This is a genomic window from Haloarcula sp. JP-L23, from assembly GCF_011602445.1.
Classification (GTDB): domain Archaea; phylum Halobacteriota; class Halobacteria; order Halobacteriales; family Haloarculaceae; genus Haloarcula; species Haloarcula pellucida.
This window is the reverse complement of record NZ_CP050014.1, coordinates 1,233,813-1,259,665: the sequence shown is the minus strand read 5'-3', so window position 1 is coordinate 1,259,665 and position 25,853 is coordinate 1,233,813. Positions and strand designations below refer to the sequence as shown.

Genomic DNA, 25,853 nt, shown 5'->3' with positions numbered 1-25,853 from the left:
TCCGCACGCCGCCTCACAACAGGAGCGACAGCACCGCCAGTACGAGGAACGCGAGGACGAGCCACTTCGCGATAGTCATCGACATGCCCGCGACGCCGCCAGCACCGAAGACGCCGGCGACGATGGCGAGGACGAAGAACCCGACAGCGAGTTCGAGTATCGCCACGTCACCACCACCTCGCGTCGGGTCGCTGTCTGGTGAGGCGGTTCGGGACAGGGTCGGAACTGGTCGACGGTGGGTTAGTCATGCGACACCCGTCGTACGCCGCGGGCCGCCGAATCGGCTCGCGTTGCAAATGCAAGGATAGACGGCCGTGCCGTCGGTGAGGGCGTACCGCCAGCCCCGATGGTCGTTCCGAGACAGTCAGACGGCGTCCGTCCGGGCCGGTTCGTGTCGGCTCAGTCGTCTGCGACCGTCGGCGCGGTCTGCTCCGCCGCGTCGACGTGGGTCCTCTCGGACGCTGGTTCCCACGTCAGGTCGCCGTCGTAGTGGACGGCGGCGTGTTCCTGTTCGGGGTCGACGACGGTCAGCGAGAGCCAGCCGTTGTCGAGCAGGTCGGTGAGTCCCTCGTGGTCGGCCAGCACGTCGGTGACGCGGTCGACGGGCGCGTGAATCACCGTCGAGAGGCGCAGGGGCTGGTGATGCGGGTCGTCGTCGGCGGCCATCACGGACTGGAGTGGGAGACCAGTCATCAGGTCGCCGCCGTTGCCCTGATAGACGCCGACGTTGCCGACGGGGTTGTGGGTGACCTTCGACCCGCTCCCGAAGACGGCGGTGTCGACGGTGGCGAAGTAGTACTGGCTGTTTATCCACTGGGTGACGACCATCGGGCCGGCCATGATGGCCGCCAGCGCGTCGCCGTCGGGGTCGGTCGTCCAGTCGTAGGAGTGGAGGAACGCGCGCCCGTCGAGGTCGAGGCCCTCGGTCAGGTCACGGGGCCCGACGACGAACCCAGCGTTACCGGCGAGACCCCACTCGGGGCGCGTCTCCGCCCAGTCGGCGGCGCGGCGCTCCGTCTCGCGGACGCCCGCGCCCTCGGCACCCATCGAGTCGGCGCGTTCGGCGGCCGCCCCCTCGCGGGCCGTATCGAGGTCCGCGCGGAGTTGTTCGAGGTCGTCGTGGTGGCTCTCGGGAACGTGGTCGGCGTAGAGGGTCACCTCGTCGGTCGTCGTGTTGTGCTCGCCGGCGAGGAAGACGGTGTCCTCGGGGACGTCGAACCCGCGCTCGCGGAGTTCCTCGACGACCGCCTCGTCGTTACAGATGGCGGCGAGGACGCGCGCGCTCGGTCCGCCGGGGTTGCCGGCACAGGCGCCGCAGTCCAGACTCGAACCGAACGGGTTGTTCGCCGTCTCGCTGGCGTGGCCGGTGAACACGACGAGGCGGGCGAACGCCTCCCACCCCATCAGGTCGAAGGCCGTCTCGGCGTACTCGACTTTCTCGTCGAGGGTGAGCCCTTCGCGGAGTTCGTGGACGCCGTCCGGGTTGTAGTCCACGCTGGGCGCGCAGAACTCGTGGTCGTCGGGGGTGCGGTCGTCGGCGGCGTCGAGGAGGCCGGCGGCGCGGGCCGGCGCGAGCGTGCGGGCCGCCAGCGCGGCGCCGTAGCCGCTCCCGGTCGTCTCGACGAAACTGAACGCCGTCGCGGCGTTCTTCTTGAGCGCCGCGAGGAGTTTGCCGCCGGCGTCGAGCGTCGCCGACCAGCGGTCGTAGTCGGCCTGTGCGTCGTCGGCGCCCTTCGTCGGACGGTCGGCGACGTGGTGCTGGGCGTCGACGATGGGCGGGCAGGCGTCGACGGCCACGTCGGCGTCGTACCCCTCGTAGCGCATCGGGACGCCGAAGAAGCCGGCGTAGCCGTGCGTGTCGTAGTCACCCGTGGCTTCGAGGTGGCGGCGGAGTATCTCCGAGCGGGTGTCGATACAGAAGACGAGTTGGGCGTCCGGACGGTCGCCCTCGTCGGCCTCGGCGCGGGACTCGCTCGCGTCGCTGACGGCGCCGACCAGTTCCTCGCGATAGCTGGTCTCCCACGCGGTCAGCCAGCACTCGCGCAACGGGACGTCTTCGGTCTCGCCGACCGGGTCGACGGTGCGGGTGGTGCCCGGGGCGTCGAGGGGGTCGATGGGAGCGCCGAGCAGATCGGCGAGCGTCAGGCGGGCCGCCAGATACCCCGCGAGCGTGACGGGGTAGGCGGACTGCCAGTCGCTGCCGTCGGCCGCGCGTTGCTTGACGTAGCCCGTCCAGCCCGGAAGCGCCGTCAGGTGGTGTTCGAAGACGTCCGGCAGGCGGTCGACCGGGTGGTCCGCGAGGAGGTGTTCGAGTGCGTCGACCGGGTCGTCGGGCAGGTCGGCGATAGCCCCGGCGTTCGGAATCTCGCCGTCGTGGCGGGCCACGGCGTGGAACGCGCCGTAGAACCCCTGCTCGCGGTTCGGCATCGACCACTCGGCCTGCCCCTGGTCGAGGAACGACGCCAGCCACTTCGTCAGGAGGCGGTCGACCTCGGCCTCGACGCTCTGCCCGTCGTCCGTGTCGGTCGACGCCGCGCCCATGCGCTCCAGCGACGTTTCCGGGTCCGTGTCGTACCCGTGGTCGGCCAGTTCCGAACGGAGGACGCCGGGGTCTATCTTCCCGGCCTCCCAGGCCCGGCGGAACACCTCGGTGCTCGGGTAGCCGTCGGCGTCGAACAGTTCTTCGGCCTCCGAGACGGCCTCGTGGAACGGCTGGTCTTCGAAGCCCGAGAGCGGGTTGGCCGTCACGAACGAGTGGAGCGGCCAGACGTCTCCGACCGCGGTCGCGGCCTGTTCGATGCTGTCGCGAATCTGGGTCTCAGTACTCATTGTAGTCCTCCTTGGCAGTCAGGACGGTGTCAGAGGGGGGTTGGCTCAGGTTCAGGAGCGCCACGTACAGGCGCTGGCTGTGCTCGTACGCGCCACGCTCGATAGCGATGTAGACGGCGAGGAAGGCGGCCGCGACGACGCCGTGGACGAGCGTCAGGTCGGCGGGCGCCGTGACGACCGGCACGTCCACCAGCAGGGCGTGGACGAGGTTGTAGGCGAGGGCGTAGACGGCTATCGCCGGCAGAAACACGAGCGGCACGGCCCCGAACCGGACCGCGGCGGGCAGGTCCGTCTGCGCGACGGCCGTGCGGGTGGCGTGTAGCGTCGTCAGCACCACCAGTCCCGCCAGCAGGAGGCCGCTGTCTAAGTGCGTCCCCTTGCCGGTGAGGGCGGCGAAGACGGCACCACCCGCGAGCGCGGACAGGAAGGCGACGGCGGTGCCGAGGACGCCGGCCGATTTCGAGTCGCCCTCGCCCGGCGCCGTCTGTTCGACCTGCCCCCCCGCCGAGAGGAACTGGTAGGCCTTGTAGAACCCGTGCAGGACGAGGTGCGTGAGCGCCGCGCCGAAGAAGCCGAGGCCGGCTTGCATGATCATGAAGCCCATCTGGCCGACCGTCGAGCAGCCCAGTTGGCGCTTCACGTCGGACTGGACCGTCTTGAGGAGTTTCCCCAGCAGGGCGCTCGTCGCGCCGACGGCCAGCAGCAGGAGCATGAACTGCGCGTCGGCGGTGACCACCGGAGCGAAGCGGACCAGCAGGACGCCGCCCGCGTTGACGAAGCCGGCGTGCATGAGCGCCGACGCCGGCGTGGGGGCGGTCATCGAGGAGAGCAGCCACGTGTGGAACGGCACCAGCGCGGACTGTATCATCGCCGCCAGCAGGAGCGCCCCCGCCGCGACCAGCCACGCCGTCTGCGGGACGGTGTCGGCGGCGGCGACGATACCGGAGACGGTTGTCGCCCCCGTCGCGACCCACAGCGTCACGAGCGCGACGGTCAGCAGGGCGCCGCTCGCGAGGAAGTAGCGGCGAGCGAGTGTGGCCGCGGCCGCTGCCTGTGGCCAGCCACGGACATGGCCTATCAGGTCGGCCATCACGAGCCCCATCGCCACCCACGCGGCGGCAAAGAGCGCGACGTGGTCGGCCGCGACCAGCACCATCACGGCCAGCGTGAACGCGAACACGCCGCCGAAGAAGCGGTCGATGGTCCGGCTCCCGGCCATGTAGCGGCGCGAGTAGCTGTGGACGATACCGCTGAAGAAGGTGACGACCACCCACATGACGGCGGTGAGTCCGTCTACGGCGGCCACGCCGGGGAGCGTCCACGCGCCGTCGACGACGAATCGGGCGACGAGAACGCCGAGGCTGGCGACACACAGCGCCCACACGACGCGTGTGAACACTCGGGGCGCCAGCGATGTCGACTCCGTCCCCGTGTTCGGAAGCTGTCCGACCGCCGTCGTCTGCTGTTGTTCTGTCATCGTTTGTTCCGTGCCGACCGGTCACCGCCACCGCGGGCGTCTCGGGCCCGTGACGGTTACCGGTCGCATTCATCCACCTATACGAACAAACCGTTTGTTAAATCCTTCTATTCTACCAAAATGTTCTCGATATTGCTTATTATAGAACATTATGATTATGTGGCGAGGAACGACGTCGGCTGGGTTCCGGTCACGGTGGAGACGAGAAGGAAAAATGTCGGTGGCGACGCCGAGATGCGGACGTAGCCGGCGAGTGCCGGCAGTCCGGGACATATCCAGCGGTGTCAGTTGCGAGGCGCTCGGGTGGCCCCCCGTGCGAAGGGTGAGCCACCGACGCCGGGATGGCCTCCACGAGCGGGTGGGGCGCACTGGGTACGCGGAGAACGAACTGGTCGGATTAGTGGCTTATTTCGACCGGACTGTGAACTGCCGGCCGTGGTCGAGACGAAGTGGACGCCGCGGACTACTCGGACGTGAACTCGCCGAACGGCGTCGTCTCGTGGCTGCGGACGAGCACTTCGTCGGCGACGGTCAGCCCCATGTCGAGCAGTTTCTGTGCGACGGGCGTGATGTCGCTGTCCGTCTCGCCGACGACGGTGACGAGCAAGTTCTGCTCGCCCGTGACCAGTTCCTGTACGGAGACGACGCCGTCTATGTCGAGAATCTCGGGGATGAGTTCGCCTCGCTCGGGTATCGAGGCGGTACAGAACAGCAGCATCCGGAGGGGATACCCCGACTGCTGGTAGTCGACCTCGGCGCTGTATCCCTTGATGATTCCGTCGGATTCGAGGCGCTGGATTCGCTTGCGAACCGTACTGTCGGACGTGCCGGTCCGGTCAGCGATGTCGCCCGACGACGTGTTTCGAGCGTCCTCCTGAAGCGCGTGGAGGATTTCTTGGTCCACTTCGTCAATGTCGTCGCCCATACAGATTCGTCCCGCGTCGCCGACAAAGGTACTTCGGCTCTCGGCGTCCCCCGTGGCGGCGCAGGACGATTCGATATAGCGGTATCTGATTTATTCTCGCGAGACACTCGACGCGCCGAGTTTTTACGAGTCGGACGATTATGGGCAGCTAATGGTCCAGAACGTCGCCTCTGTGATGCCGGAGCTGGAGCCGGAGGACTTCCACTTGCTCTCCGGCGTCGAACAGGGGATGCGGTTCTCCGAGTACGTCAACCGCGAGAAACTCACGGAGTTCTCCCGCCTGTCCGCCGAGAACGTCGACTACCGGCTGGACCGCTGTGAGGACCGGGAGCTCGTAGAGCGCAAGACCATCCAATACGAGGGGTTCAAACTCACCTTCGAGGGGTACGACGCGCTCGCGTTGCACACCTTCGTCGAGCGAGACACCATCGAAGGCTTCGGCGCGCCGCTGGGCGTCGGCAAGGAAAGTGACGTCTACGAAGTGCAGTCCTACAAGCCGATGGCCCTGAAGTACCACCGCGAGGGGTACACCAACTTCCGGGAAGTGATGCGAGAACGGGACTACACGTCCGACCGAGACCACGTCTCGTGGCTCTACACCGCCCGGAAGGCCGCCGAGCGAGAGTACGAGGCGCTGGAGACGCTGTATCCCGATGTCTCGGTCCCCCAGCCCATCGATACGAACCGGCACGCCATCGTGATGGAGAAAGTCGACGGCGTCGAACTCTCCCGGACCGGGCTCGAACCCGAACAGGTCGTCCCGTGCTAGAACTGATTCTAGACGAGATGCAGACGGCCTACGGGAGGGATTCGTCCACGCGGACATGAGCGAGTACAACGTCTTCGTCACGACGCAGGGGGTCGTCGTCTTCGACTGGCCCCAGGCGGTGCCGACCGACCACGAGAATGCACGTGAGCTGTTGACTCGTGACGTTGACAACATCGTGAGCTACTTCCAGCGGAAGTACCCCGCCCGCGTCGGCGACGTGGACGTCGACGGCGTCGTCGAGGCGCTCACGTCGGCGTCCTTCGACGCGCTGGCCGACCACACCGACTGACTCCGATTTTCGCGTTTCGAGGGCCCTAAAGCGGTGAGCCGATGATCTGAGCGGCGACCTTCGACCGCCGGATGAAGTGAATACCGCTATATCAAATCGGAATGCGCCACAACACCACAGGTTCGGAAGGTAGTAACCTACAAACCATAAGATATCACATACTTATCGGAATCACAAAACCCGTTAAACCCGGTCAAACGTCCTACTGGCAGGGATATTAGTAATCTGTGCCGGGGCGGTGACGGGACTTGAGAATTCGTGGCACCAGGCCGTAACTGAGTCTCGGCACTACACCTACTAATGTATCGTCTCACATCCTACTTGGCACGAAGTACTTATCGGTGGCCGTGCTGAATACAGGGGGTGTATTGCACACGTGCATCAGCTCCGTTCATGAGCGACGTACATATCCAGTACTACGAGGGTGAGAGAGTCGCCACGTCATCTGGCGTTGTGAGATACATTGGACAATACTAGCGCTGGTCCAATTTCTTGCTGACGAATTCGTAGTCATAGGTGGTGACCTCGAAAGAGTGACCATATGGATCGGAAAAGAATACCGAATACGCACGTCCGAAGTCAGTCACGTTTCGTTGTCCCCGCGCGTCGATGTTTGGAATCCCCTCCGAGCGCTCCCGGAACCGCAGGAAGTTCTCCCCTGACGTTTCGAAGGCTACGCGTTGAAATCCGCCACTCCCGTTCGAAGGAGTTCCTTTGAACAGGGCAAGCATCGTGTTGCCGTCGTCGCTGGATATCATCAGCGGATACGCACTCAGGTCTGCCCAGTGTTCGAACTCCTCGACGATCTCGAATCCCAGCGCCTCGTTGTACCAGTCTGCCGCCTCATAGCGGTCGGGTACCGACAGTTCGACGTGATCAATACTACCAACCTGGAATCCATCGTCAGTCATCGGTTCCCTCCGTGAGATCAACCACGAGTTTGCCACGAACGTGACCGTCCGCGTTCCTGTCTAGCGCATCCTGTACCTCGAATAGTGGATACGTGTCACCAACCCGGGGTGCAACGACTCCGGATTCGGCGTGGGCGGCGACCTGCCGGAGCGTCACTGGATCCGAATCGATAATGACGTCGAAAAAGCGGACGTCAACAGTGTACTCGTCGTGGTATCGTTCGACTGCCTTCTCCGAGGGCGGTTCCGGGAGCGTGACGACGACGCCCCCAGACTGGACGACCTCGACCGACCGTTCGAGGACATCACCGCCAACAGCATCGAGGACGAGGTCAACGTCGTCCAGTACGTCTTCGAATCGTTCTTCTTGGTAGTTGATGAATTCGTCGACCCCCAGTTCGTGGAGGAACTCCTCGTTGCGGCCGGAGGCGGTTCCGATTACGTGAGCCCCCGTATTCGCCGCGAACTGGACGGCCATATGACCGACGCCACCAGCCGCTGCGTGGATGAGAACGTGTTGTCCGGAATCAAGGTCCCCTTCCTCATAGAGTGCGTGGAAGGCAGTCTGTCCTGCCATGGGGACGCCCGCAGCTTCAAGATGGGAGAGCGACTCAGGCTTGGCCGTGATTTCGTCACTTGTCATCGTGATGTACTCGGCGAACGCACCCCCGGAACCGGGAAGGCGTGCCATTCCGCAGACGACATCGCCAGGAGCAAACTCGGTTACGTTGTTCCCAACCGATTCGACAACGCCCGACACGTCCCAACCGGGAGTCCACGGTACCTCGCTGTCAAGCAAGTGTGGGAGCAGCCCGCGGCATATGAGCCAGTCGATGGGATTGATTCCGGCCGCGTGTACCCGAATGAGTAGTTCGTCCCGTTCTGGTTCGGGACGAGGGACATCGTCGTAGGCCAGTGACTCGATACCATCGGTTTCTTGGAGTTGAATCGCTTTCATATGTTCTGGGTCATTGGTTGGTTGTACTGTCAGTTGCTACGGCAGTCCGTGGAACCTTCTCCGGATATTCCGCTACACCAGCGTACAATGCGAGTTCGCGCCCGAGTCGGTGTGTCCGCTCGGAGATGCCCGAATCTTTGATTCGATTCTCGTCCACAACCGAGGATGAATCGGGAATTGCGACCTCGTTTGGTAGCGCCCACGCGCGTAATGTCCGGCTGACTGTCCGGAGGTGAATGAGGGCTGACCCGGGAAACTCCCCAGCAGCGACCTCTAGAAGGCCGACAGTTGTTCCCTCGAACTCATCTCGACTGCAGTAATCGAGTGCGTTCTTCAATGCTCCCGAATAGGACCCGTGGTAATTTGGGGTGCCGAGTAGGACGCTATCGGCCTGGTCAACGGTCTCCCGTAGCTTCTTGGCGTCCGGCACGTCTGTATCCACGGCGTTCAGACTCGGCAACTCATAGTTCCGAAGGTCAACAAGTTCGGTCGTTGCACCGGCTTCTTCAGACGCTGCTAGCGCCTCCTTCAGCGCGATCCGTGTCCGACTACTGTCACGCAAACTTCCACAGATTGCGACCACCCCTGGTTCAATTCGGTTTGACATTACTCGTGCGCACGTTTAGACACTACAAAAAATCTCGCCAAATTGATATTTTGTAACGGTGCTTGCAAAAATTAGTTTTGGGAAGTAGAGCGGAATACCGGCTTCACCTATCATACCTATTTCAAAAATGAAATCAAGGGAGGATTTTAGCACGTCTGGAAACAAACATAAGATATGGACAGGCTGGAGGCAATGGAACTCGCCAAAGAATCGGAACACTGTCTCAGGCCAGCCAAGGCGTTTTCATTGATTAGCAATGAGATTCGCGTAGAAATTCTGGAGGCCCTTTGGCACGCCGACGAGCAGCCAGTCGGTTTTACGACGCTCTACGAGAAAGCCAAGGCGGACAACAGTGCTCAGTTTAATTACCATCTGGGTCAATTGACCGGCCACTTCGTTCGCAAAACGAACGACGGGTACGAACTCCGGACGGCCGGAGAGAGCGTTATTCGGGCAGCCGTCGAAGGTTCATTCAATGCCCACCCTGATCTCGACCCGATCAAAACTGGCGACGACTGTACGCAATGTGGCGATCCGCTGGTTGCGACGTACAGCGACGAAAAGCTCGCCATTGGGTGCCCCGCGTGTGGCCGTACACACGGCCAGTACTCGTTTCCTCCGGGTGGGTTAATCGGTCGTGATGAGGAGGAAACTCTCTCAGCATTCAACCAACGAGTCCGGCATCTCCACAGTCTCGCTAAGGAGGGCGTCTGTCCGGAGTGCAGTGGCCAGATGCAGACGGAAATTGTTCGGGGTGAGGACTGTTGTCTTGATGCTGACCTTCGTGTCGAGTACATATGCCACCAATGTCACCATAGCCTCTGCTCGACGATTGGTCTAGCCCTGATCAACCAGTCACCGGTCGTCTCATTCTACCGTGAGCACGGTATTGATCTCCGGACGACTCCCTACTGGCGACTGAACTGGTGTGTAAGTGACGAATGTACCACCATAGAGACGACTGACCCATGGAGAATCGAGGTGTCGATCATCGAAGGCGACGACACACTCACCGTTACCCTTGATGAAAATCTCTCAGTCGTTACTACGAACCGCCGTGTTTAGTTAAGCGTGAAAAGTGAGCGGGCGGATTTGGTGTCTATGCCAGAAATCAGCCGCCTCAGCGGGTGTAGTGACTGGGTCGATTTGGTTTTTGTGGAGCGCGAGCGGACACCCCAGCGAGCGATGAAGCTCGGTATGCAGATGCACATGGCGGGATTATCACTTCGAATACCATCACTGTTCTTGATAATTTGGGTGTCGAGCGGTCCCGTAAAGCGGTCCACGATTGGGTACAGAAGGCAGATTTACAGCCAGTCAGCGGTAAATCACCGAATCAGGTCGCGGTCGACGAAACGGTGATTCGCATCAACGACCAGCAATTCTGGCTGTACGCCGCTGCGAATCCGAAGACGAACGATATCCACCATCTGCGGCTGTTTTCAACCACTACAACCGCTCTTACCCAGATCCTTCTCAAAGAACTGCGGCAAAAACACGATGTCGAAACCGCCGTATCTCTCGTAGATGGTGCGAAACACCTCGAGGCTGCACTTCAACGAACAGGGCTCCGATTTCAGACAGAACGCCACGGAAATCGGAACGCTGTCGAACGTATCTTCCGTGGAAGTAAAACGACGAACCTCTTCGTTTTCAAACTGTTTCAGCCACGTCGAACCGAAGACAGCTGAAAATTGGCTCCAGAGTTTCGCTTGCTGGCACAATGCTCCAAACTAAACACGACCTCCCAAGAGCGGGAAACATTATTCTATTCCCGCAGAGCCCGATTCGGCCGTTCGCGCCGCGCAAACGCGGGTTTGAGCGAACACCGGCTTTTTTACCCCTCTCTGGAAGGAACAGATCTGGTCGACATCGACCCCGAGACGCTGTTCAACGGTGCGGCGGCGGTCGTCGCCGCCGTCGGGCGTCCTCGCAGGCGATGTTGTAACCCTTCTCCGGGCGCTCGACGAATCGATTACTACGGAACTTTCCTATGGTGACATCGTCGAAATTGGCGTTCAATCGACATCAGAGATCACTGGCCCAACAAACGGGTGGCGTAGAACACGATGCGATTTCGGCGTCATTGCCAGCGCACGTCCCTGATATCGGAGCCGTGACCAGGAGGAGGAAACAAAAGCCATGCATGAAATTCTATCCTCCGAGGTTGTGTACAAGACTACAGGTTCGGGTCGTGGTGCGTGCCTTCGTGTCACTCCGAGTGGGGCTGAGTAGGCTCTCGTCCGATGATTTCCGAACGCACCCATAGAATGTATCAGGAACGTTTCGTAGTGAGAGGTAACGCAATAGCCCGATCTATGTCACAGCTATTTGCGACGAACAACAGACATCAGTTCCATGGAGCGTCGTACCTCGCTTATCCTCCTCCGGCACGTCCCGCTGATCGTTCATAGCGACGCTCGACGACCGAGTTGGGCTGTGCCGAGAAGAACGCACTGATCGATAAGGCGCGACGCCGTCGTTGCGTACTTGCCGCTCACGAAGGACCCTCGAGCATCGCTATCCGTATTGGGGCATTCGAGAAGCCCGAACGTCACGGTTGGTTCGAGAGAGCTACTCCTTCGGCACTCCGAGGTCGTCGCCGGTCGCTCCACCCCTCCCTCGAGTAACACCTGTCGGACGTGTGTTCCCACCAACGTCAATTATAGACATTGATAATTTTATATATGTGGCATAATTGATTTTATTGATATAATAACGGCCATAAGATTATTATCTGCCGGCCGAATGTTCGAAATTGCAGCGTATGATGAAAATGTTCTTCCAAAATAATGGATGACGACTGCAATTAGCCCCTCGACGAATCGAGCGTACAGAGCCCCCCAACAGGGTCATGGGGCCTGTGCCACGGGTCGTTCCGAATCCCGGTTCGTCGAATCGCCTTGTGAACGTACACTACTCATCACCTACAACCCCAATGTCTGATAAGAATTCACGCGACTCCGACTTCCTTCAGGTCGGACGGCGCACACTGTTGAAATCCACAGCCGCCCTTCTGGCGGGAAGTGCCTTCGCCTCGACCCCCGCATCGGCAGACCACTACGGTTCGAAGATCCACTACGAACCGCAGGTGAACGAGAACGACCTCATGGAGTTGTCCGTCGAGGGTCACGAAGTCCTCGACGACGGAGTGAAACTCGACCTCGGTACCCACGAAGGATACATTCGGCTGTTCAGCGACACCATGGCGCGCGTTGCCGTCGTGGAACCGGGCGAGAAAGAATACGAATCCCGAGGTATCCAGAACGGGCTCAACGAGTGGGATGCGCCGAATTTCAGCGTCGATGCGAGCCCCGATAAGATCGCCATCGAGACCGATACGATTACTGTCGAAATCAACACGGAGCTCTTCGGTGTACGGTTCCTCGACGAGGACGGGACGGTCATCAACGAGGATTACCTGGAGAAGGGGTCGTCAGGATACGTCCAATCTCCCGAGAGAGGCGGTGAAGAGAGCGAATCATCGCCACCGGAGTCGTGCTCCTACGGGTCTACAAACGACGAGAGCGATCCGGAGACTGGGTCATCAGGGTACGACTCGGCTACGAAGGAAGACGTCGGGATGACCGATCCGACGCCCAACGAGCCGTTACCGTACGTCTACAAGAAGGCTGACGAAGACGAAGCCTTCTATGGCTTCGGCGAACAGCCCGAACTCACTCTCGACCAACGCGGGAAGAAACTCGAGAACTGGAACACGGACCAGTACGGGTACATGTACGAGAGTGACTACGTCTACACCTCGGTTCCGTTCTTCGTCGGCCTGAAGGACGCCGGTGCGTACGGGATCTTCTTCGACAATCCCCATCACACCGTGTTCCACACACCCGAGGTGGCAAATCCCGAAGGCGTCGAAGAAACCTACGACACCGACGCGGGTGAGGACTACTACTACTTCGTCGGCGATGGTGGCCAGTTGACGTACTACTTCTCGTACGGCCCGGAAATCGACGATGTCCTCGAGAGCTATACGGACCTGACCGGGACGATCAACCTGCCACCGAAGTGGGCGATCGGGTTCCACCAGAGCAAGTGGGAGTACAGCCCCGAGGAACTCGTCGAGGTACCCCACCAGTACCGCGAAGAAGAGATTCCGATAGACGCGATGCACTTCGACATCGGCTACATGAACAACTATCGCGTCTTCAGCATCAAAGACGAACACCGGGAGGCTCTCCAAACGCTGAACGAGGAGATGCCAGAACTCAAGACGGTCGCCGTCAACGACCCGGGTGTCGCGGTAGACGAGGAAATAGACGTCGACGGCGACGGGGACCTCGAACCGTACGACCCCTATCTCGAAGGAACTGCCAACGATTACTGGACCAAGGATGCGAACGGTGATACGTTCAAAGCGAGGGTTTGGCCCGACGTCGCGGTGTGGCCCGACTTCTCGCGCTCGGAGGTCCGCAGTTGGTGGGCCGAAAAACACGACGTGTTGTTCGATGTCGGCTTCGATGGGATCAAAAACGACATGGGTGAACCGGCGGTGTTCCAGGAAAACGCAAGCTACGACTGGACGATGCCGGTGGACAACGTCCACGGGACGGGTGACGACACGATGTTGCACGAGGCGTATCACAACATGTACGGGTTCGACTACGCCCGGGCATCTCGTGAGTCCTACGACATCTACAAGCCCGACGAACGACCCTTCCTGTTGAACCGGAACCTCTATGCCGGCGGTCAGCGGTACGCGGCAATCTGGACCGGCGACTGCTTGAGCAACTGGTCCCACCTTCGGTTGCAGATTCCGATGATGATGAACATGGGACTCTCCGGGCTCGCGTTCTGTGGTCACGACGTCGGCGGGTTCGTCGGACGGCCCACTCCCGAACTATTCAAGCGCTGGATAGAGATGGGGGCGTTCATTCCTTACTTCCGGAACCACACCGACACGCACAGGAAACAAGACCCCGACCTCCCGCGCAATCAACACCCCTGGACGTACGATGAGGAGGCCGTGGATATCACGAAGAAGTACACTGAACTCCGCTACAAACTGCTCCCGTACCTCTACAACGAATTCCAGGAGTCGTCCGAGAACGGGAAGCCGATCTTCCAGCCACTGGTCTACCAGTTCCAGGACGACGACGAAGTCACCAACATCGCCGACCAGTTCCTCTTTGGCGACGACGTACTCGTCGCACCAGTCGTCGAAAAAGGTGCGACGGAACGCGACGTCTACCTGCCGGAGGGCGAGGTCTGGGTCGACTTCTGGACGCACGACGTCTACGACGGCGGGCAGTGGATGACCGTCGACGCTCCGGTCGACCACCTGCCGATGTACGTGCGCAAAGACTCGATCATCCCGATGCGCGAGGTACAGCAGTACACGGGCGAAAAGCCACTCACGACGCTTCAGTTGACCACCTACCTCGACGACGAAGCCTCGTACTCGTTCTACGAGGACGATGGCGCGACCAACGACTTCGAGGACGGCGAGTACAACGTGACGGACTTCACCATCACGGAGACGGAGGGCGGCGTAGTCACCTTCGACTCCGAGATAACGGTCCAGAACTACGACGACTCACAGCTCTCGTCGTACCTGTTGCGACTCGACCGCTCGGAAGCGCCGAGGAAAGTCCAGGCCGGCCCGACCAAGTACGAAGAGGTCGCTGCCGACGCGGTCGAAGCGACGCCGAACTCGTTCGCCTACAGCGAGGACGAGGACGTGGTGCTCGCCCACATTCCCGCCGACGAAGAGCGCAAAGTGAAGCTCTTTTTCAACGGTCGCGGCGACGGCAACGGACAGAGTAACGGTCGAGGAGTCGAACAGCAGTAGGCGGCCCACCCTACTGCGCGTTTCGTTGCTGCGGTGCTTGTAGACCTGCGAACGTTCACGGCGCTCTCGGCCGTCCGCTCGGGAAACGTCGGACGGGTTGAGGGACCTCCCTCGCGCCGGTTCTCGGCGGAGAGGCTGGAGAGAGCCAACGGCTAAGTTGGCGTGGACCGACAGTCGGGCCATGGCACTCGAACTGCTCGGCGACTTCGACGCCGACCCAGCGGCGGGAGAGGTCGTCGACGGCGAACTGGCGGTGACCGACGACGTACTCGTCAAGGCGTTCGCACTCGGCCCGGACGGGCGTATCGAACCGCACGAACACGACGGCGCGACCAACGTCTTCCACGTCGTCGAGGGGACGGTGACCGTCCAACGAGACGACGAGTCCGAGACGGTGACCGCACCCGGTGTCGTCCTCAACGAACGGGGACAGGTCCACGGCGCGCACAACGAGAGCGACGAGCGAGCGGTGTTGACCGCGAGTCTCTGTCCGCTTCCCTGACCGGTTCAGACCTCGCCGTGGGTCAGGGCCGACTGGCGCTCGGCGTACTTCGCTAACAGGTCGGCCTCGAAGTGAAGGGGGTCACCGACCGTCTTTTCCGAGAGCGTCGTCACGTCGTAGGTCGTCGGGACGACGGCGACGGAGAACGTCTCCGTCGATAGCTCACAGACGGTCAGACTCGCACCGTCCAGTGCGACGGCCCCCTTCTCCACGAGGTACTGCTCGTACCCGTCGGGAATATCGACGGTGAACCGCCAGTCCTCGCCGAGGTCGGTGACGGCGACGACTTCGGTCGTCGCGTCCACGGTGCCTTTCACCAAGTGCCCGTCGAACCGGTCGGCGGCGGCCATCGGCCGCTCTACGTTGACAGCAGTCCCGGAGTCGAGGGCGGCGAGATAGGTTCGGTCGACCGTCTCGGCGGACAGAAACGTCCGGAACCAGCCGTCGCCGACGGCTTCGACCGTGAGACAGACGCCGCTGATTCCGATGCTGTCCTCGGGTTCCAGTCCGTCAGTGTCGGTGGCTACCTCGATGCGACACCCGCTGTCGAGTCGGTCGATACGTCGAACGGTGCCCGTCGTCTCCACGACGCCAGTGTACATGACGCTCGGAACCACCGAGTGGGCACACAAATTCGTTACCCTTTCCATATTTGTTACGGCATGGGCGATACCCCGAGCGCGTCTGTTATCGCACCGTCGGAAATCCGTCGAAACCGGCCGAGCGGACGGTAGGCCGCCACACGCCGTCGAGACGGTCGACAGAGAACCCCGCCAGACTGCGGGGCGTAAACGGCTGAGCGCGATATAGAATCGCGCTACCCGGCCGGTTGCTGGCCCATCTCCGCGGGGTTCTGCATCCCCTCTTTGACGCCGACACGGACCAGCGCGAGGTTGACGGGGAACGCGGCGAGGAATCCCAGCGACAACGAGAACACCAGCGCGAGCCAGACAGCACGTCGGTGATATGGGCCTCGGAGGCGACGGGGAGGTCCGCGCCGATTGTGACGACCTCCATGACAGTGATAGAGGGGGCTCGCTGTACAGCGCGTCGCGCATGGCCGTCCAGAAGTCGACGTCGTCTCTTGAGACGGACGACTCTATGCCGTTGCGGTTAGGGTTCCAAAGGACGGCCGACAGCGCGGGTCGTCAATCGCGAGGGGAGACGTCCTGAGCGGGACGCAGCATCCGGAGTCGGACGGGTACGCAGTCCAAACCGCCCGTCTGTCGTCCGGCTACCGAGGAACGTTTCGACGGCGGGTCAGCCCCCGGCCATCTCCTGGGCGTCTGCGTAGAGGTCGGCCACGACGTGGACGTACAGCGTGACGCCGACGACGAGCGCCCAGTATGGGGCCGACGCCAGCCACAGGGCGGTGACGAGGGCACCGGCGATGAGGACGTGGCTGAGCAGTCGCTGGGCCTTAGAGAGGTCGGCCTCCTCGAAGATGTCGTCCTGCCCGGTGACGACGACTCGGGGGTCCCGGAGGACCCGCCGCGTGCTCTTGGCCGACCCGGTGTTGAGATAGGCGACGAGAAAGTGGTCGAAGTCGATGCCGACGCCGAGGGCGACGGCGACGACGACGACCGCGGCCGGATGGACGGGCGGCGTCGTGACGGCGACGAGGACGAGGCCAGCGAGGACGGAGAGAATCGCGTGGTCCCGAGAGTACATTCGTCGGTAGTTCACCCCCCAGCGTAATGAACGCTGGCCGTGGCAACCGGTACACTGACACTACCGTCTCGCAATCGAGGCGTATGGACGAACAGTTCCTCGAAGCGACGGTGAGCGTCCGCGGCGTCGTCTGTCGACCAGACGACCGGGTTCTCGTCCTCCGCCGGGCGAGCAACGGCGGGTGGGAACTGCCGGGCGGACGGATTCGGGACGGCGAACGCGTGACAGACTGCCTCCGCCGGGAGGGCAGCGAGGAGACGGGGCTGTCTGTTACAGTCCACCACCCTGTCCACGCCGTCTCGTGGCACAACGAGGCCGGCCACGGCCGACTCGCGGTGTACTACCACTGCACGACGGAACGTGCAGACGTCACGTTGAGCCACGAACACACCGACTTCGAGTGGGTGTCGGAGGCGGCGGCCCGTGAGCGACTGAGCGACCCGCAGACGACGGCGACCTGTCGGGCGCTCGACCGGAGTGTGTCGGCGCCCGCCGAGCGGACCGACTAGTCTCGGGTCGCCGACCGAGTGCCGGCCCGAACAGGCGAACGACGACGAGTACCAGGTCGGCCGGGAGGTCGTCTCCCGATGCCGACCCCGAAACGGTCGTACCGGTGTCTCTGGGTGGTGAGATTAAAAAGAGCGCGGGCGTCGGTATGAGGGTCCTCCCCGCTTGCTCGCAGGTCGCTATCGCTCACTTGACTCTGTTGAAGTGGCGTTCTCTCAGTACAGAGGATGAGTTCAGCATGACAACGTTGTTTCTATCAGACCGAAGCCATTGAATATTCCACCCATTGAGCGTGCGTGTTCAGCATCAAGCATAGGTTAAATCCCCTCAACGACGACACGAAGCGACCAGTTGCTCCGGATGGCAGGGATGGAGTTCAAGGCTGATTCACACGGTCGTACACGCCCTGAACGACGGTGATTCGTTCTTCCTCAAGGTTCTGGACAACGTTCGCCGCTTTGATCGGCGTCTCCGCGCCCATCAGAAGGTTGAGTCCAAGCGGTTGCGGTGCATCCGCTGGCCGCGAATGCATCGACTCCACCACGTTCCGGAACCATTCGAGGCTTAAGTCTGTGACGTCCGTCCATGCGACCTCATCGAAGCCACAGTCGAGGATGATCTCTCGGAGTCGCCTAGGTGAGTCGAGGTAGCTGAGGGACCCATCCCATGCCCAGGGGACCGGGAACACGGGGTCGCCTCCGGGTCCGGCACAAATTTCGTACAGCGCGAGTGTTCCCGTGGGTTTGAGGACCCGGGCCGCTTCCTCAAGCGCCACTCCCTTGGCTTCGATGTTCAGCAGCATGTGTTCGAACCAAACAACATCAAACGTCTCGTCCTCGAAGGGCAAGTTGAGGGCGTTCCCGTGTTGGAAGCAGACCTTGTCGGTCAATCCAACACGGTCGGTAAATAGCGTCGCTGCTCGGCAATACTCCTCGACAATGTCGATTCCGACGACATCGCAACCGAATTCGGAAGCGAGGGTGCGGGCAGGCCCACCGATTCCACAACCAACGTCGAGGACGCGAGAGAGGTCTTCGACCGCTGCGAGGGCGGCAAGTTCTTGGGTGGCCTCGAGGCCGCGGATGTGAAACTCGTCGAACGACGCGATATCGTCCCGAGTGAGCGAGTCGACGTCTTTCCCGGCGGCTTCGAGAGCGGCGAGAAGTTCGTCACCGAGGTTCGGTACCCCGTAATGTTCGTTCAATGCCGACTCGTAGTCGGCGTCTGTATTCGGCTTATCAGGTGACATGCCTCACCCTCCGTTGACAGTCGGTGTCATAGCAGCCGGCTACCGCTCTGTTCTCCTTGTATCTCACGTTGGCAATCATCGTTGGTGCGTGAGCACGACATCGACCGAGTTCCGTGAGTTCACGTGGCAGGGTATCTTGATTTCCCATGGCAGTCATTTCGAGTGATAACTCGATTACAGAAATCTACGGTTCCGGGCGCGATAGAGTTTGTGTGTTAATCTCTAACTCATCCTCAGTTTCATCTCAGCACAGTATGCTCTGCGAAATACACCCTCTGTATGCATCAGGCCGTTACTGGCAGATACTGAGTGGTTCAAAACGGCACTGTAGCATACAGTACGCGAATACAGCATGCACGCCTCACTTTATTGCAGCTGATAGGGTCTGAACCACTCCAGCAACTACAGCGGAAGTACCTGAACTCATACGAGAGTAACGTGAAAATAGTGTTAACAATCCTCACGGGAGATAACACGCTAGGCGTTCTCTGTATGGAGTATGGGGGAAGCGTTGGCGAGGTGAAAGGGACGCCACAAACGGATACGTCCAATGAGTACGACAGTTGACCAGAACCCTAGGATTGCGCGAGCGGTAGAAAAGTTCAACGACCACGACCTCGATGGCTTTATCGCAGAATTCGCCGACGATTCAAGGTTCACCGATCCGGTCGAAGAGGGGTTGACCAAGGCCGAAACCCAAGCGTATATGGAAGAACTAGTAGAGGCCTTTCCGGATGTCCGTGTCGAGCCAGAGCGGGTCATAGCATCAGGGAACGAAACGGCGATGGAATGTACGTTCCATGGCACTCAGGAGGGAGAATTCAACGGGATTCCTCCAACCGGAGAGACGGTTGACGACACCTTCGTCTCCCTCATTACAGTATCCGACGACGGTATCACGTCGTGGACGGATTACTGGGACCGGATGTCACTCGCAGAGCAACTTGGCGTCGAGTGAAATCAGCGAATCAATTTCCCGCCGTATTTCATTTCGGGGTTTCGGTAGATGTAGCCCGGACGCGGTATCTCGTTCCTCTGTCTCTACCGATTCTATCGAAGCTCTCTTACAGTAAATACGGTGACATATATGCACTGTGTATACAGCACGACTTCACGGATGTTAGTGTCCTCGATGTAATTCTCGGCGGTAACTACGCATCGGCACTCTATCAGCTAAATCAGCACCTAAAGCGTGAATTACACCAGCTCTGTTTGCTGACTACATTCCCTGTATTCAGCACGCGGTTTCTATCAGTAGCTAAGGATTTCAACGGAGCCGCTCACTTGCAAACGGGGAACCGACCCGTTCGTCACTCCGAGGGCCGGCCAAAGCGCGCCCCTCGCTATGCACTCGCGTTCGACCCGCCCGCAGCGCTCGCCTCGACGGGATCGCGGTCGGCCTCGGCTTCGAGGAGTTCGCGGTAGCGGTCCCGAATAGTGACCGTGCTGACGTCGGTGGCGTCGCTGATGGTCTCCTGCGTGAGTTCCTCGTTGACCAGCAGGCCCGCCGCGTAGATGGCTGCGGCCGCGAGTCCGACGGGGCTCTTGCCGCTGTGGACGTTCGCGGCTTTGCCGTTCTCGATGAGGTCGTGGGCCCGCATCGCCAGTTCGTCGCTGGCGTCGAGTTCGGAGACGAACTTCGAGAGGTAGTCGGCCGGGTCCGGCGGGCCGATCTCCAGCGAGAGTTCGCGGTTGATGTAGCGGTAGGCGCGGGTGAACTCCTGTTCGTCGACACGGCTGACGACCACCATGTCGTCGATGGTCTGCGGGAGGTTCGTCTGCCGGACGGCGGCGTACAGCGACGCCGTGGCAACGCCCTCGATAGAGCGGCCCGGAAGCAGGCCTTCATCGAGCGCCCGACGGTAGACGACGCCGGCCGTCTCGCGGGCGCTCTTGGGGACGCCAAGTGCGCTCCCCATCCGGTCTATCTCGCCCAGCGCCTGCTTGAGGTTGCGCTCGCTGTGGTCCCGGGTTCGGAACCGTTCGTTCCACGTCCGCAGACGCTGCATCTTCTCGCGCTGACTGGACGACAGCGAGTTCCCGTTGGCGTCCTTGTTCTGCCAGCCGATGTTGGTCGAGAGCCCGTCGTCGTGCATCAGTTTCGTCGTCGGCGCGCCGACGCGGGACTTCTTGTCTCGCTCGGCGGAGTCGAACGCGCGCCACTCCGGCCCGCGGTCGATGGCGTTCTCGTCGACGACCAGCCCACAGTCCGCACAGACGGTCTCGCCGCGAGATGCGTCGTGGGTGAGATGGCCGCCGCAGTCGGGGCAGACGTGGTCCTCACCCGCCGTTGTCTCCTCGTCGACGGTGCTGGCCCGTTCCTCGGCGTCGTGTGTGCTGAGTGTGGTCATGATAGGTGAAGGGCGAGCGGTGACGCCACCACCCGCGTGCGTACCACAGTAGAAACGTGCTACCAGTATCAGCACTAGTTCGGCGTATGCCAAAGGTGGCTGGTAGTCGTTCACACACCCGAGCGGCCGACCCGCAGACGGGTCCCCTCCGCGACCGATTCGTCGGCGTCGACCGGTCCCATCGACCGCGTGACGAACGAACGGACGATCCACGCCTCGGCCCGCTGGAGGCGGTACTGCAGGGTCGACCGGGAGACGTCGAGTTTCTCGGCGAGGTCGGTCAGCGAGATGTCTCTCGGGGTTCGGTAGTAGCCGTATTCGACCGCCGCTTCGACGGCGGCCTGCTGTTCCGGCGGGAGTTCGGCCAGCGTCACCGACTCGTCGGTCCAGTAGGACGGCTCGCCCAACTGCCGGAACTCGACGGTCAGACCAGGGCGAAGTTCCGTCTCCAGCGCGCCGAACAGGTCGTCGACGCCCTCGTCGCTACACAGCAGCAGGCGCCACTCACAGCGGCTGCCGCGGCGCTCCGTCTCACAGAGGACGCCGTTGCCGACGTGTTCGATGGCCAGTCGCGGGATAGAGTGACAGTCACCGGCCTCCGAGCGGTAGCTGTAGACGGTGCGGCGCCCCTGCTCCGAGGCGATGACCTTGTAGTGCCACTCGGTATCACAGTCCCGGGTGCCGATGCACTCCGTGCACTGGACGGGGCCGTCGAAGACCTCGTCGAGTCTATCGAGCGCCGCCTCCGTGCCGGCGACCCGTTCCAACCGCCACATCCCGTCGTTCGTGACGTTACAGGCGATCGTCCGGGAGTGAGTCTCCGGGTAGTCGATGAACACGTCCATCAGGGGGTCGACCCCGCGTTCGTAGTCGATGGTGAAGATGAACTCGCGCATTGGCGCTCCTACTCCGCGGAGCGGCTTATATCCACGGACGGTTTCGGCGTGTGCCGAACGGGCAGTCATACCGATGGACCCCTTCCAATAGCGTATGTCGTGCGAACCATCGAAACCGCCCCGACGGGAGCGCGAATCGCCGGCGAGTGACGCGTCCCGGGGTCGGTTGCCGGCCCACAATTGGCGCCCCACCGTCGTCCACGGCGCCATCCTGTGGACGCTCCTTCTCGGGGCGGCGCTGGTCGTTCCCGCAGGGCATCCGTTAGAACTCGGCGTCGCCGTCGCCGGCGTGTTCGTCCTCCCTACCCTGCCCGTCGCGCTGTGCTGTGACTACCGACAGGCCAGACGCGCCGGAGCCTGCGACCCCGGCGTCGAGGCCTACCTCCGTAACCTCGCATACGACGTCCGGACGACGCTCATCCGCGGCGACTCACTGGGGAGCGAGCGCCGGGCGTTCGACTCGTGCTGACCGACGCTCAGAGCCAGTCGGTGTCCGGGTCGATGTAGTCCGGCGGCGTCTCGCCGGCCAGTGCCGCCCGGACGTTGGCGGCGACGGTGGCGTTCAGTTCCTCGCGGGCCTCCTCGGAGTACCACGCCGCGTGAGGCGTGACGATACAGTTGTCCAGTCCGGCCAGTGGGTGGTCGGGTTCCGGCGGTTCCTGACAGAGGACGTCCAGTCCGGCGGCCGCGATGGCCTCGTTCCGAAGGGCGTCGAGCAGGGCTTCCTCGTCGATCAGGCCGCCACGGCCGGTGTTGACGAGGACGGCGTGGTCCTGCATCGCCTCGAGCGCCCCGGTGTCGACCATCCCGCGGGTGTCGTCGGTCAGCGGTGCGTGCAGGGAGACGTAGTCCGCGCGCTCGTACAGGTCGTCCAGCGTGACCTTCTCGACGTCGGCCTCGGCCATGTCAGTCTCGTCGACGTAGGGGTCGTAGGCGACTACGTCGAGGTCGAATCCACGGACTTGCTCGCGGACGCGGCGGGCGATGGGACCGAAAGAGACCAGTCCGAGCGTCCGGCCGCGCACCCGGTGGACCGGACGGGTGCGTTCCCAACCCCAGTTGCCGTTCCGGACGTCCCGGTCGTAGGCGGCGACGGTGCGGATACAGTCGAGCAGCAGCGTCACCGTGTGGGTCGCCACCTCGTCGGTGCAGTACTCGGGGACGTTGGTGACCTGCACGCCGTTCTCGGCTGCCGCGCCCACGTCGACGTTGTCGATGCCGACCCCCGCGCGGGCGACGATTCGCAGGTCGTCGAGTTCGTCGAGAACCGCCGCCGTCACGGGCGTGTTCACGTCGACGACGAGCGCGTCGGCCCCCTCGGCCGCCGCAGCCAGTGCGGCCTCGTCGTCCGTCTCGGCGGCGACTACCTCGGCGTCCAGTTTCTCGCGGAGCAACGCGGTGTCTATCATCGGATCGTCGCTGGCGACCACTCGTGGCATATCCGGACGGACGAACGCCCCATATATAACGGGCCGGCGACGTTCCCAGCGGACAAGAATCCGACGACAGCGATGCGGTCTGTCCGGTCGACGGGTCGTTCCGACAAAGACTCGCTCGCGGAGTCGCATACGTCGGTTCGGGAGCGACTGACAGCAGCCGACGGGCGAAACGTCGCCACACGCCATCCGAGCGCCATCGCAGGTATCCCGGAAGCGCCTCGGACGTCACGGGCACATATCGAGGCGATACGTCACGAGAGGACCCGAAGTTTTGCCCACATATAACAACAATTCCCGGTGTTGTGAATCCACAATTCGAGTTTTTCGTCTTCGGTAGGCCCCTATCCATGGTTCTGGTTCTAAAAATTTCTTTTTGTGGTTGTTTGTCGCCTCCATGCGTCTATCGGGATGCTTTCAGGACTCGAACGTGATCATGCCCTTGACGACGGCTGGCTCCATCGCCCGTTGGAAGGCGTCGTCGATGGCGTCGAGCGAGGACTCGAAGTCGATGATGCCCTCCACGTCGACGACGCCGTCGGCGAGCAAATCCACGGCCGCGTCGTAGGTGTTCTTATAGCGAAACGACCCGTGGACGTCTATCTCGTTGTCGATGACTTCGAGCACGTCGAACGGAACGGTGGCCTCGTCTGCCAGTCCGACGAGGACGACGGTGCCGCCCCGCCGGACGGCGTCGAGCGTCGACCTGATAGAGGGTTCGGCCCCCGACGCTTCGACGACGACGTCCGCACCGACGCCGTCGGTGTACTCCTCGACGGCCGATTCGAGGTCCGTCTCGGTGACGTCGACGGTTAAGTCCGCCCCGCGCTCGGCTGCGAGCGACAGTTTCTCGGCGACCACGTCGGTGACGATGACGTCCGTCGCGCCCGCGGCGCGTGCGGCCTCCATCACTAGTAAGCCGATGGGGCCGGCACCGGTGACCAGCACAGTATCGCCCGTCCCGACGTCCCCGCGGCGGCAGGCGTGGATACCGACCGAGAGAGGCTCACAGAGCGCTCCCTCGGCGGTGGAGACGGAATCGGGCAGTTCGTAGGCGAAGTCCGCCGGCCACGAGACGTACTCGGCGAACGCGCCGTCGTGTGGCGGTGTCGCCATGAACGTAACGTCCTCACAGAGGTGATAGTCGCCGCGCTTGCAGTGGGCACAGCGGCGACAGGGGACGCCCGGTTCGAGGGCGACCCGGTCGCCCGCTTCCAGTCCGGTGACGTTCTCGCCGACCGCGACCACTTCGCCGGCACTCTCGTGGCCGAGAACGAGGGGGTCCTCGACGACGTAGTCGCCGATGCGGCCGTGCTCGTAGTAGTGGACGTCCGACCCGCAGATGCCGACGTCTCTGATGGCGACGAGGACGTCGTCGGGGCCGGGTGACGGTCGCGGACGGTCTTCGAGTTCGAACTCCGTAGGCTCGGCTAACACTGCGGTGCGCATGTGTGCGGATTCGTCGCACGCCTACTAAAAGTCCAGGGGTCGCCGCTCACCACTCGGCGAGGCTGCCGTCCTCGTGGTGCCACACCGGGTTGTACCAGTTGACCTCCGTCTGTGCCTTCTCCCGGACGTATGCCTCGTCGACGTCGATGCCGAGGCCGGGTCCAGTCGGGCGCTCGACGTAGCCGTTCTCGAACTCGAACGTCTCGGGGTCCTCGAGCAGGGCGAGGCGCTGGCTCGACTCCGGGTCGTCGATGTCGAGGTCCTGCTCCTGCAGGACGACCCCCTGGGAACTGAAACCGACCTGGAGGCTCGCAGCGAAGGCGACGGGACCGAGTGGACAGTGAGGGACCACGGCGACGTCGAAGGCCTCGGCCATCGAGACGAGTTTCCGCATCTCGCTGATACCGCCGACGTGGGAGACGTTCGGCTGGATGACCGACACCGAGTCGTCGGCGAGCATCTGCTTGAAGTCGTATCGGGAGTAGAAGCGCTCGCCGGTCGATATTGGGACGGTGGTCTGGTTGTTGAGTCGGCGGAGGACCTCCGAGTGTTCGGGCAGCACGGGCTGGTCGACGAAGGCGAGGTTGTACGGTTCGAGTCGGCGGACGAGTTCGAACGCCATCGATTTCGAGACGCGGCCGTGGAAGTCCACCCCGAGCAGGCAGTCGTCGCCGACGGCCTCCCGGAGGGTGGCGACCCGGTCGATGGCCCTGTCCCGCTTCGCCGTGGTCTCCAGGGGCCGGAACTCACGGCAGACGTTGGACTTGAACGCGCGGTACCCCCGTTCGTACCCCTGCCGAGCGGACTCGGCGATGTCGTCGGGGTCGTCGCCGCCGACCCACTGGTAGACGAGCAGCCGGTCGCGGACGTGGCCGCCCAGCAACTCGTGGACCGGGACGTCGTGGTGCTTGCCCTTGATGTCCCAGAGCGCCTGGTCGATGCCGGCCAGCGCGCTCATCAGGACCGGGCCGTTCCGGAAGTAGCCGCTCTGGTAGAGCTTTCGCCAGTTGTACTCCGTCCGGCGCGGGTCCCCTCCGAGGAGGTACCCCTCGACGAGTTCGGCGACGGTGGCCCGGACCGACTCCAGTCGCCCCGGAATAATCGGCTCACCCCAACCGACGATGCCCGTGTCTGTCTCCAACTTGAGCAGTAGCCACCGGGGCGGAACGGCGAACAGTTCGTAGTCGGTTATTTGCATGGGTGGCACATAGTGAGGTG

Annotated in this window: 21 protein-coding genes and 2 pseudogenes; 8 read left to right on the top strand and 15 right to left on the bottom strand. The window is 62.3% G+C overall.

What is annotated here, in order from left to right:
- Window positions 1–13: 13 nt before the first annotated feature.
- The 4 genes from G9465_RS06400 to G9465_RS06385 form a co-directional block, all read right to left on the bottom strand.
- The gene (locus tag G9465_RS06400) at window positions 14–160 is read right to left on the bottom strand and encodes a DUF1328 family protein (protein WP_166972926.1); all 147 of its coding nucleotides are present in this window, start codon (window positions 158–160) and stop codon (window positions 14–16) included.
- Between the two features lie 239 nt (window positions 161–399).
- Window positions 400–2,829, bottom strand: a complete 2,430-nt coding sequence (locus G9465_RS06395; protein WP_166968371.1) for a DUF2309 domain-containing protein — start codon at window positions 2,827–2,829, stop codon at window positions 400–402.
- Complete coding sequence (locus G9465_RS06390) at window positions 2,819–4,306, bottom strand: proton-conducting transporter membrane subunit (RefSeq protein WP_166968370.1); 1,488 nt, start codon at window positions 4,304–4,306, stop codon at window positions 2,819–2,821. Before G9465_RS06390 ends, G9465_RS06395 begins: the two co-directional genes overlap by 11 nt.
- Window positions 4,307–4,769: 463 nt before the next feature.
- Window positions 4,770–5,231 (bottom strand): Lrp/AsnC family transcriptional regulator, encoded by a 462-nt coding sequence (locus tag G9465_RS06385; protein WP_166968369.1) that lies wholly within the window; start codon window positions 5,229–5,231, stop codon window positions 4,770–4,772.
- Window positions 5,232–5,382: 151 nt separating this feature from the next.
- Here G9465_RS06385 and G9465_RS06380 point away from each other — a divergent pair.
- A pseudogene (locus G9465_RS06380) lies at window positions 5,383–6,289 on the top strand (serine/threonine-protein kinase RIO2).
- Window positions 6,290–6,762: 473 nt separating this feature from the next.
- Here the strand turns inward: G9465_RS06380 and G9465_RS06375 are convergent.
- The 3 genes from G9465_RS06375 to G9465_RS06365 are packed head-to-tail and all read right to left on the bottom strand — an operon-like array spanning window position 6,763 to window position 8,765.
- Window positions 6,763–7,200 carry a VOC family protein gene (locus G9465_RS06375; protein ID WP_166968368.1) on the bottom strand — a complete coding sequence of 146 codons (438 nt, stop codon included), beginning with the start codon at window positions 7,198–7,200 and terminating at the stop codon, window positions 6,763–6,765.
- Window positions 7,193–8,158, bottom strand: coding sequence for an NADP-dependent oxidoreductase (locus G9465_RS06370; protein ID WP_166968367.1), 966 nt, complete (start codon window positions 8,156–8,158; stop codon window positions 7,193–7,195). The genes G9465_RS06375 and G9465_RS06370 overlap by 8 nt, the downstream gene beginning before the upstream one ends.
- A gap of 10 nt (window positions 8,159–8,168) precedes the next feature.
- A complete protein-coding gene (locus G9465_RS06365; protein ID WP_166968366.1) occupies window positions 8,169–8,765 on the bottom strand; it encodes an NADPH-dependent FMN reductase in 597 nt (198 codons plus the stop codon).
- A 174-nt stretch (window positions 8,766–8,939) separates the two neighbouring features.
- On the opposite strand from G9465_RS06365, the gene G9465_RS06360 reads away from it, so the two are divergent.
- The 4 genes and pseudogenes from G9465_RS06360 (at window position 8,940) to G9465_RS06345 (ending at window position 15,076) form a co-directional block, all read left to right on the top strand.
- Window positions 8,940–9,830, top strand: coding sequence for an ArsR family transcriptional regulator (locus G9465_RS06360; RefSeq protein ID WP_166968365.1), 891 nt, complete (start codon window positions 8,940–8,942; stop codon window positions 9,828–9,830).
- Between the two features lie 36 nt (window positions 9,831–9,866).
- A pseudogene (locus G9465_RS06355) lies at window positions 9,867–10,502 on the top strand (IS6 family transposase).
- A 1,201-nt stretch (window positions 10,503–11,703) separates the two neighbouring features.
- Window positions 11,704–14,574: a TIM-barrel domain-containing protein gene (locus tag G9465_RS06350; protein ID WP_166968364.1), complete on the top strand. Its 2,871-nt coding sequence runs from the start codon at window positions 11,704–11,706 to the stop codon at window positions 14,572–14,574.
- 181 nt (window positions 14,575–14,755) lie between these two features.
- On the top strand, window positions 14,756–15,076 hold the full coding sequence (locus G9465_RS06345) for a cupin domain-containing protein (RefSeq protein WP_166968363.1): 321 nt from the start codon (window positions 14,756–14,758) through the stop codon (window positions 15,074–15,076).
- Between the two features lie 5 nt (window positions 15,077–15,081).
- Here the strand turns inward: G9465_RS06345 and G9465_RS06340 are convergent, their stop codons facing one another.
- Entirely contained in the window at window positions 15,082–15,678 is a 597-nt protein-coding gene (locus G9465_RS06340; protein ID WP_166968362.1) for a riboflavin synthase, read from the bottom strand.
- Window positions 15,679–16,336: 658 nt separating this feature from the next.
- On the bottom strand, window positions 16,337–16,747 hold the full coding sequence (locus G9465_RS06335; RefSeq protein ID WP_166968361.1) for a hypothetical protein: 411 nt from the start codon (window positions 16,745–16,747) through the stop codon (window positions 16,337–16,339).
- 83 nt (window positions 16,748–16,830) lie between these two features.
- On the opposite strand from G9465_RS06335, the gene G9465_RS06330 reads away from it, so the two are divergent.
- Window positions 16,831–17,256, top strand: coding sequence for an NUDIX domain-containing protein (locus G9465_RS06330; RefSeq protein WP_166968360.1), 426 nt, complete (start codon window positions 16,831–16,833; stop codon window positions 17,254–17,256).
- 374 nt (window positions 17,257–17,630) lie between these two features.
- On the opposite strand, the gene G9465_RS06325 is transcribed toward G9465_RS06330, so the two are convergent.
- Entirely contained in the window at window positions 17,631–18,503 is an 873-nt protein-coding gene (locus G9465_RS06325) for a class I SAM-dependent methyltransferase (protein WP_166968359.1), read from the bottom strand.
- Between the two features lie 550 nt (window positions 18,504–19,053).
- On the opposite strand from G9465_RS06325, the gene G9465_RS06320 reads away from it, so the two are divergent.
- On the top strand, window positions 19,054–19,461 hold the full coding sequence (locus G9465_RS06320) for an ester cyclase (RefSeq protein ID WP_166968358.1): 408 nt from the start codon (window positions 19,054–19,056) through the stop codon (window positions 19,459–19,461).
- A gap of 385 nt (window positions 19,462–19,846) precedes the next feature.
- On the opposite strand, the gene G9465_RS06315 is transcribed toward G9465_RS06320, so the two are convergent.
- Window positions 19,847–20,854: a transcription initiation factor IIB family protein gene (locus G9465_RS06315; RefSeq protein ID WP_166968357.1), complete on the bottom strand. Its 1,008-nt coding sequence runs from the start codon at window positions 20,852–20,854 to the stop codon at window positions 19,847–19,849.
- Window positions 20,855–20,964: 110 nt separating this feature from the next.
- Window positions 20,965–21,750 carry a helix-turn-helix domain-containing protein gene (locus G9465_RS06310; protein ID WP_166968356.1) on the bottom strand — a complete coding sequence of 262 codons (786 nt, stop codon included), beginning with the start codon at window positions 21,748–21,750 and terminating at the stop codon, window positions 20,965–20,967.
- Window positions 21,751–21,844: 94 nt separating this feature from the next.
- On the opposite strand from G9465_RS06310, the gene G9465_RS06305 reads away from it, so the two are divergent.
- Window positions 21,845–22,219 carry a hypothetical protein gene (locus tag G9465_RS06305; protein WP_166968355.1) on the top strand — a complete coding sequence of 125 codons (375 nt, stop codon included), beginning with the start codon at window positions 21,845–21,847 and terminating at the stop codon, window positions 22,217–22,219.
- A gap of 7 nt (window positions 22,220–22,226) precedes the next feature.
- Here G9465_RS06305 and G9465_RS06300 read toward each other — a convergent pair whose 3' ends face one another.
- From G9465_RS06300 to dgoD, 3 genes are all read right to left on the bottom strand, one after another.
- On the bottom strand, window positions 22,227–23,189 hold the full coding sequence (locus tag G9465_RS06300) for a C-terminal binding protein (protein ID WP_166968354.1): 963 nt from the start codon (window positions 23,187–23,189) through the stop codon (window positions 22,227–22,229).
- A 414-nt stretch (window positions 23,190–23,603) separates the two neighbouring features.
- Complete coding sequence (locus tag G9465_RS06295) at window positions 23,604–24,635, bottom strand: NAD(P)-dependent alcohol dehydrogenase (RefSeq protein WP_166968353.1); 1,032 nt, start codon at window positions 24,633–24,635, stop codon at window positions 23,604–23,606.
- Between the two features lie 46 nt (window positions 24,636–24,681).
- Window positions 24,682–25,833, bottom strand: a complete 1,152-nt coding sequence (gene dgoD, locus G9465_RS06290; RefSeq protein WP_166968352.1) for a galactonate dehydratase — start codon at window positions 25,831–25,833, stop codon at window positions 24,682–24,684.
- Between the last annotated feature and the right edge of the window lie 20 nt (window positions 25,834–25,853).

Coding starts and splice junctions, on each gene's coding strand:
- G9465_RS06350 (WP_166968364.1), top strand. CDS start 11,704: ATGTCTGATAAGAATTCACGCGACTCCGACTTCCTTCAGGTCGGACGG.
- G9465_RS06295 (WP_166968353.1), bottom strand. CDS start 24,635: ATGCGCACCGCAGTGTTAGCCGAGCCTACGGAGTTCGAACTCGAAGAC.
- G9465_RS06385 (WP_166968369.1), bottom strand. CDS start 5,231: ATGGGCGACGACATTGACGAAGTGGACCAAGAAATCCTCCACGCGCTT.
- G9465_RS06325 (WP_166968359.1), bottom strand. CDS start 18,503: ATGTCACCTGATAAGCCGAATACAGACGCCGACTACGAGTCGGCATTG.
- dgoD (WP_166968352.1), bottom strand. CDS start 25,833: ATGCAAATAACCGACTACGAACTGTTCGCCGTTCCGCCCCGGTGGCTA.
- G9465_RS06395 (WP_166968371.1), bottom strand. CDS start 2,829: ATGAGTACTGAGACCCAGATTCGCGACAGCATCGAACAGGCCGCGACC.
- G9465_RS06305 (WP_166968355.1), top strand. CDS start 21,845: ATGTCGTGCGAACCATCGAAACCGCCCCGACGGGAGCGCGAATCGCCG.
- G9465_RS06340 (WP_166968362.1), bottom strand. CDS start 15,678: ATGTACACTGGCGTCGTGGAGACGACGGGCACCGTTCGACGTATCGAC.
- G9465_RS06335 (WP_166968361.1), bottom strand. CDS start 16,747: ATGTACTCTCGGGACCACGCGATTCTCTCCGTCCTCGCTGGCCTCGTC.
- G9465_RS06310 (WP_166968356.1), bottom strand. CDS start 21,750: ATGCGCGAGTTCATCTTCACCATCGACTACGAACGCGGGGTCGACCCC.
- G9465_RS06300 (WP_166968354.1), bottom strand. CDS start 23,189: ATGCCACGAGTGGTCGCCAGCGACGATCCGATGATAGACACCGCGTTG.
- G9465_RS06315 (WP_166968357.1), bottom strand. CDS start 20,854: ATGACCACACTCAGCACACACGACGCCGAGGAACGGGCCAGCACCGTC.
- G9465_RS06365 (WP_166968366.1), bottom strand. CDS start 8,765: ATGTCAAACCGAATTGAACCAGGGGTGGTCGCAATCTGTGGAAGTTTG.
- G9465_RS06330 (WP_166968360.1), top strand. CDS start 16,831: ATGGACGAACAGTTCCTCGAAGCGACGGTGAGCGTCCGCGGCGTCGTC.
- G9465_RS06345 (WP_166968363.1), top strand. CDS start 14,756: ATGGCACTCGAACTGCTCGGCGACTTCGACGCCGACCCAGCGGCGGGA.
- G9465_RS06390 (WP_166968370.1), bottom strand. CDS start 4,306: ATGACAGAACAACAGCAGACGACGGCGGTCGGACAGCTTCCGAACACG.
- G9465_RS06320 (WP_166968358.1), top strand. CDS start 19,054: ATGAGTACGACAGTTGACCAGAACCCTAGGATTGCGCGAGCGGTAGAA.
- G9465_RS06360 (WP_166968365.1), top strand. CDS start 8,940: ATGGACAGGCTGGAGGCAATGGAACTCGCCAAAGAATCGGAACACTGT.
- G9465_RS06375 (WP_166968368.1), bottom strand. CDS start 7,200: ATGACTGACGATGGATTCCAGGTTGGTAGTATTGATCACGTCGAACTG.
- G9465_RS06370 (WP_166968367.1), bottom strand. CDS start 8,158: ATGAAAGCGATTCAACTCCAAGAAACCGATGGTATCGAGTCACTGGCC.